At 39.7% G+C, this 4,449-nt stretch carries 3 protein-coding genes; all 3 read left to right on the top strand.

All coding sequences use genetic code 11. The features are described from left to right. Positions 1–656: 656 nt before the first annotated feature. The 3 genes from hflK to nhaA are packed head-to-tail and all read left to right on the top strand — an operon-like array spanning position 657 to position 4,041. On the top strand, positions 657–1,715 hold the full coding sequence (gene hflK, locus BCT11_RS26955) for an FtsH protease activity modulator HflK (RefSeq protein WP_102389875.1): 1,059 nt from the start codon (positions 657–659) through the stop codon (positions 1,713–1,715). Continuing rightward, positions 1,712–2,701: a protease modulator HflC gene (gene hflC, locus BCT11_RS26950; protein ID WP_050908854.1), complete on the top strand. Its 990-nt coding sequence runs from the start codon at positions 1,712–1,714 to the stop codon at positions 2,699–2,701. Before hflK ends, hflC begins: the two co-directional genes overlap by 4 nt. Continuing rightward, positions 2,698–4,041, top strand: a complete 1,344-nt coding sequence (gene nhaA, locus BCT11_RS26945; protein WP_050908853.1) for a Na+/H+ antiporter NhaA — start codon at positions 2,698–2,700, stop codon at positions 4,039–4,041. The genes hflC and nhaA overlap by 4 nt, the downstream gene beginning before the upstream one ends. Positions 4,042–4,449 lie beyond the last annotated feature (408 nt).

Here is a 4,449-nt window from a genome sequence, read left to right as displayed (position 1 = left end):
TTCATCATATAACGCACCTTAAGCGGATTCACTTATGTTCATCATGCTGACTACCTAGCACTCACCCGATTTATGGTTATCAGGAGGATCGTTCTCTCACGATTTAGATCCCGATTGGCAAATACCAACCTTCGTTACATTGTCAGACTCGCTACTTTATTCAGAGCCCTAGGTTCATCTGGTGATACAGATGGTTCACTCTTTGAGCGGTGAACAGCGCTTCATACGACCTCACGTCGCACGCCCCGAAATGAGTTACGTCTAGTATTAATAACTAGGTAATCATCGGACTTTACAATACATTAATTAATGTGAAAGAAGGCCGTATCTCGGTTACTCAAATAGACAGTAAGCACCCTTCACTGTGTTTTTAGATGCAGAAATCGACATTATACCTCTCGAGCGTTTCTAGTACTACTTCGTTTTTGGTCACTTTTAAGTTTACTTACTGTTTTAGTTAAACATTTTATTGAACAAATTTTATTTTAGGAAGTATTGAGTCGCCACCATCGATGAATAGATCAGTTAACCTCTATCAATCTTAAGTAAATATCTCAAATTAAAAAAAAGATACCCTTGTTAATTCGATGCCTCCCCCCAATGTGTAAAGATAGAATAGGTGAAAATTTGTTCACCTATAGCCGGAGGGCATGCTCATGCTCCAACATAACCAACCTTCAGGTAACCCCTGGGGAGGAGGAAAACAAGATCCTCCTAATTTGAGTAAGGTATTTTATTCTATTCTCAATCACCTAAAGAAAATGCTTCCAGGCGGAAGGAATTCAAGCTTTTTTATCCCTCTTATTATTTTCTTTTTAACAATCATATTCTGGACGTGTTTTTACACGGTACCAAGCGATTCTGTTGCCGTGATACAACGCTTTGGCAAATATGTCCATATTGTTCCTGCAGGGCTTCATCTCAAGATGCCACTTGGCATTGATACGGCTGAAATCTTACCTGTGAAACGACAGCTAAAGCAGGAGTTTGGGTTCATAACACCCATGGCAAAAAATCCCAACCAAAGCCCGAGAATAAACACTCGACGCCAAGAAACACAAATGGTTACAGGTGATTTAAATGCCGCTCTCGTCGAATGGGTGGTGCAATATCGAATCTCCGATCCCATCAAGTTTTTGTTCGAAGTTCGAGAGCCTAGTGAAACCCTTCGATATGTTTCTGAATCCGTAATGCGTGAAGTGGTGGGTGATAGAACTGTGGATGAAGTGATCACAATTGGTCGGCAAGAAATTGAGTCTGAAGCGCTCTCAAAAATGCAAGAGCTCGCTACAAAATATGCTTTAGGGATCAGAATTGACCAAGTTCAGTTAAAAAACATCAACCCTCCTCAACCTGTCCAGGCATCGTTTAATGAAGTGAACCAAGCCCAACAGGAGAAAGAAAAGCTCATAAACGAAGCTCGCCGAGATTACAACAAAGTGATCCCTTTAGCTTTAGGTGAAAAAGATCAACGGATCAGAGAAGCTGATGGTTATCGCTTAAAACGCATCAATGAAGCTAAGGGAGATACGGTTCGCTTCAATGCATTACTGTTCGAGTATGTTAAAGCCCCAGAAGTAACTAAACGCAGAATTTATTTAGAAACAATGCAGGCTGTGTTACCTAATATTCGTACCAAAATTATCATTGATGAACGAGCAAACAATATTCTGCCTTTGCTCAATCTCAACGACACACAAGGAGAGCCTAGATGAAATTGATTAAAAAAGGAGTCATAGCCGCATTGATTTTAGGTACATCTTTTAGTGTATATAACGCTCTTTACACAGTAAGTGAGGTTCAACAGGTTATTATCACTCAGTTTGGAAAGCCAATAGGGAAACCTATTGTTAATGCTGGATTAAAAATAAAAGTACCGTATATTCAAGAAATTAATACTATCGACAAACGAGTGTTGGAATGGGATGGTCGCCCTTCCGACATGCCAACAAAAGATAAACTGTATATTTCTGTAGACTTGTTTGCTCGATGGCGAATCGTTGACCCGCTTCAATACTTTTTACGTCTCAAAGATGAACGCAGTGCACAATCTCGACTAGACGATATTTTGGGTAGTGAGACACGCAATGCTGTAGCAAAACATGAATTGATCGAAATAATACGTACTAACAAAAATCGCAAACCATTACGAGATCCATTATTGAGTGAGGCTGAAAGAGAGCTGAAAATAGGTGCCTTAGTTCCTATCCAAAAAGGTCGCCAATTTGTAGAGCAAGAAATATTCTCTGCAGCGTCAGAAAAAATAAAAATCTTTGGCATTGAGTTGCTCGACATTAGATTTAAACGTATTAATTACAATGAAAGTGTTCGCCCTAAAATTTATGAGCGAATGATTAGTGAACGTCGTCAAATTGCAGAACGTTTTTTATCCGAAGGAAATGGGGAGGCTGCGAGGATTCGAGGTGACAGAGTAAGAGACTTGGATAAGATTCAATCTGAGGCCTATCGTGAAGTCGAAGAGATTCGAGGACAAGCTGACGCTAAAGCCGCCGAAATTTATTCATCAGCTTACAATAAAAATCCTGAAACAAGACAATTTTATGAATTCACACGAACGATGCAATCTTACTCGACCGTTATTTCAGAGAACACAACGCTTGTTTTGTCTACTAATAGTGACTTATTCATGTTTCTTAATGGTATTGATAGAAATAAAAATATCACAGTTGAAAAACAATGAGTAAAAGAGAAAAAATAACACCAACCAATCTAACTCGCCTACCCAAAGGGTATATTGATTGGATCTCTCAACCAATATACCGTTTCATACATATTGAATCTGCAGCAGGTATTGTACTATTTGTTTCAACGTTAGTTGCCATTTCACTAGCCAACTCAAATTTAAGTGAATCGTTTACTCGCTTTTGGCATATATCAGTAGGGGTTACTGTTGGTGATTTAGTGTTTGAACGGTCATTACACAAATGGATCAATGACGTAGGAATGACCTTATTTTTCTTTCTCATTGCCTTGGAACTCAAGCGTGAGTTAGTGCTAGGAGAACTTCGGAACCCTAGATTAGCGATTTTGTCTATTGCAGCTGCTCTTGGGGGCATGTTAGTGCCTCCTCTTTTCTATTTTCTTATACAGTTTGGTGAATCAGGGCAACATGGTTGGGGCACAGTCATGGCTACAGATACCGCATTTGTGATCGGGTGCCTAGCACTCTTAGGACGAAGCATTCCAAGCAGTTTGCGTATATTCATGCTATCAATGGCTGTGGTAGATGATATCGGCGCGATCTTTGTTGTTGCTATTGGCTATGGAGATAATGTTAACTGGATGTCCATACTTTATGCCTTGTTAGGGTTTATTATTGTTCGCGTTATGGGCTTTTTAGGGATCCGCAGTATAGTGCTCTTTTCTATTGTTGGAGGAATGGTATGGATAGCCATTGATATGTCTGGCATACATCCTACAATCACCGGAGTGATTCTCGGCTTACTCACCCCTACAAATAAGTGGGTGAGTAAGGAGCATCTTTCCATAATTATGGATACCGTAGTGTCATCTTCCATTATGGAACAATGGAATGGCGATAAAGTAGAAGGAGAGACGTTAAGAACCGCTGCAGCGGCTGCGCGCGAAACTCTTTCGCCAGTTGAGCGGCTGGAAATGTTACTTCATCCTTGGGTTGGGTTTGTCGTGTTACCGCTGTTTGCTCTCTCCAACGCGGGAGTTTCGCTAACTGCGGCGAATTTAACTTCTCCAATCACGCTTGCTATATTTTTAGGTTTTGTTTTTGGCAAGCCAATAGGTATTGCTTTGTTTAGTTGGATTGCCGTCCGACTCAAAATCGCAATATTACCTGAAAACTTGAATTGGGGAATGATTATAGGGGGAGGGATGTTATCTGGCATTGGTTTTACTATGGCATTGTTCATAGCGGAATTAGCTTATGACCCTACCCAAATTAATGCTGCGAAATTAGGCATCTTCTTAGCGTCTATGGTTTCGGCTTTTCTCGGCATCATCTTTCTTCGGTATTTTTCTGTTAAAGAAAAACGGAAAGGTGCTTGAGAATTCTTGTTATTCCAACCTATCAAATAGGACATAAAAGAAATCACTACTCACATCTAGAATAACAGGGTAGATAGTGAATATTAAAGAAATCAGCATATACTCTATTGATTGATGTATTGAAGAGAAAAGACTCAATTATTATGAACTACAATGTTTCCCACATAACGTCACATTTCCCTTCTATTGCCGTTTTTAATAATTCAAGTAATGGATAGGCTCGCTCAATGATCGAAATAGCAGATTCTGCGTTTTCATGCTCTTCATTCATTTCAACACTATTTAGGCCCGTATTTTTTCTCGTTCGATCGCACTATTTAGTTTTACCAGTACCTCTGGTATATCTGATGCAAGACGAGTTGGGCTATGGTCGTTTTTTATATGTTTGGTTCTAGTTAATTGAAAGAT

The organism is Vibrio sp. 10N.222.52.B12, assembly GCF_002875385.1.
Lineage (GTDB): Bacteria > Pseudomonadota > Gammaproteobacteria > Enterobacterales > Vibrionaceae > Vibrio > Vibrio jasicida.
The sequence above is the reverse complement of the archived record's forward strand: the minus strand, read 5'-3'. Positions and strand labels throughout refer to the sequence as shown.

Coding starts and splice junctions, on each gene's coding strand:
- hflK (WP_102389875.1), top strand. CDS start 657: ATGCTCCAACATAACCAACCTTCAGGTAACCCCTGGGGAGGAGGAAAA.
- hflC (WP_050908854.1), top strand. CDS start 1,712: ATGAAATTGATTAAAAAAGGAGTCATAGCCGCATTGATTTTAGGTACA.
- nhaA (WP_050908853.1), top strand. CDS start 2,698: ATGAGTAAAAGAGAAAAAATAACACCAACCAATCTAACTCGCCTACCC.